At 42.4% G+C, this 210-nt stretch carries 1 protein-coding gene; it reads left to right on the top strand.

All coding sequences use genetic code 11. The annotated features are described in order from the left end of the window. On the top strand, nt 1–210 hold a 210-nt coding region (locus K5R64_RS10155), incomplete at both ends, for a hypothetical protein (RefSeq protein ID WP_220763204.1).

Here is a 210-nt window from a genome sequence, read left to right as displayed (position 1 = left end):
CGGTTAATTCACTTTCAACAGCCCCAACAAGTATTTCTGGGACAACAACTATTTGTAACGGCAATTCTACTACCTTAACTTTAAATGGTGGTTCGGCTGGTACGGGAGCTAATGCAAGATGGTACTCTGGCTCGTGTGGCGGAACTCTTGTTGGAACTGGAAGTAGCATAACTGTTTCTCCAACTACTAACACCACTTATTTTGTAAGAT

Source organism: Flavobacterium sp. UMI-01 (assembly GCF_019656315.1).
Taxonomy (GTDB): domain Bacteria; phylum Bacteroidota; class Bacteroidia; order Flavobacteriales; family Flavobacteriaceae; genus Flavobacterium.
Note: the sequence above shows the minus strand (reverse complement) of the source record. Positions and strands in the feature narration are given on the sequence as shown.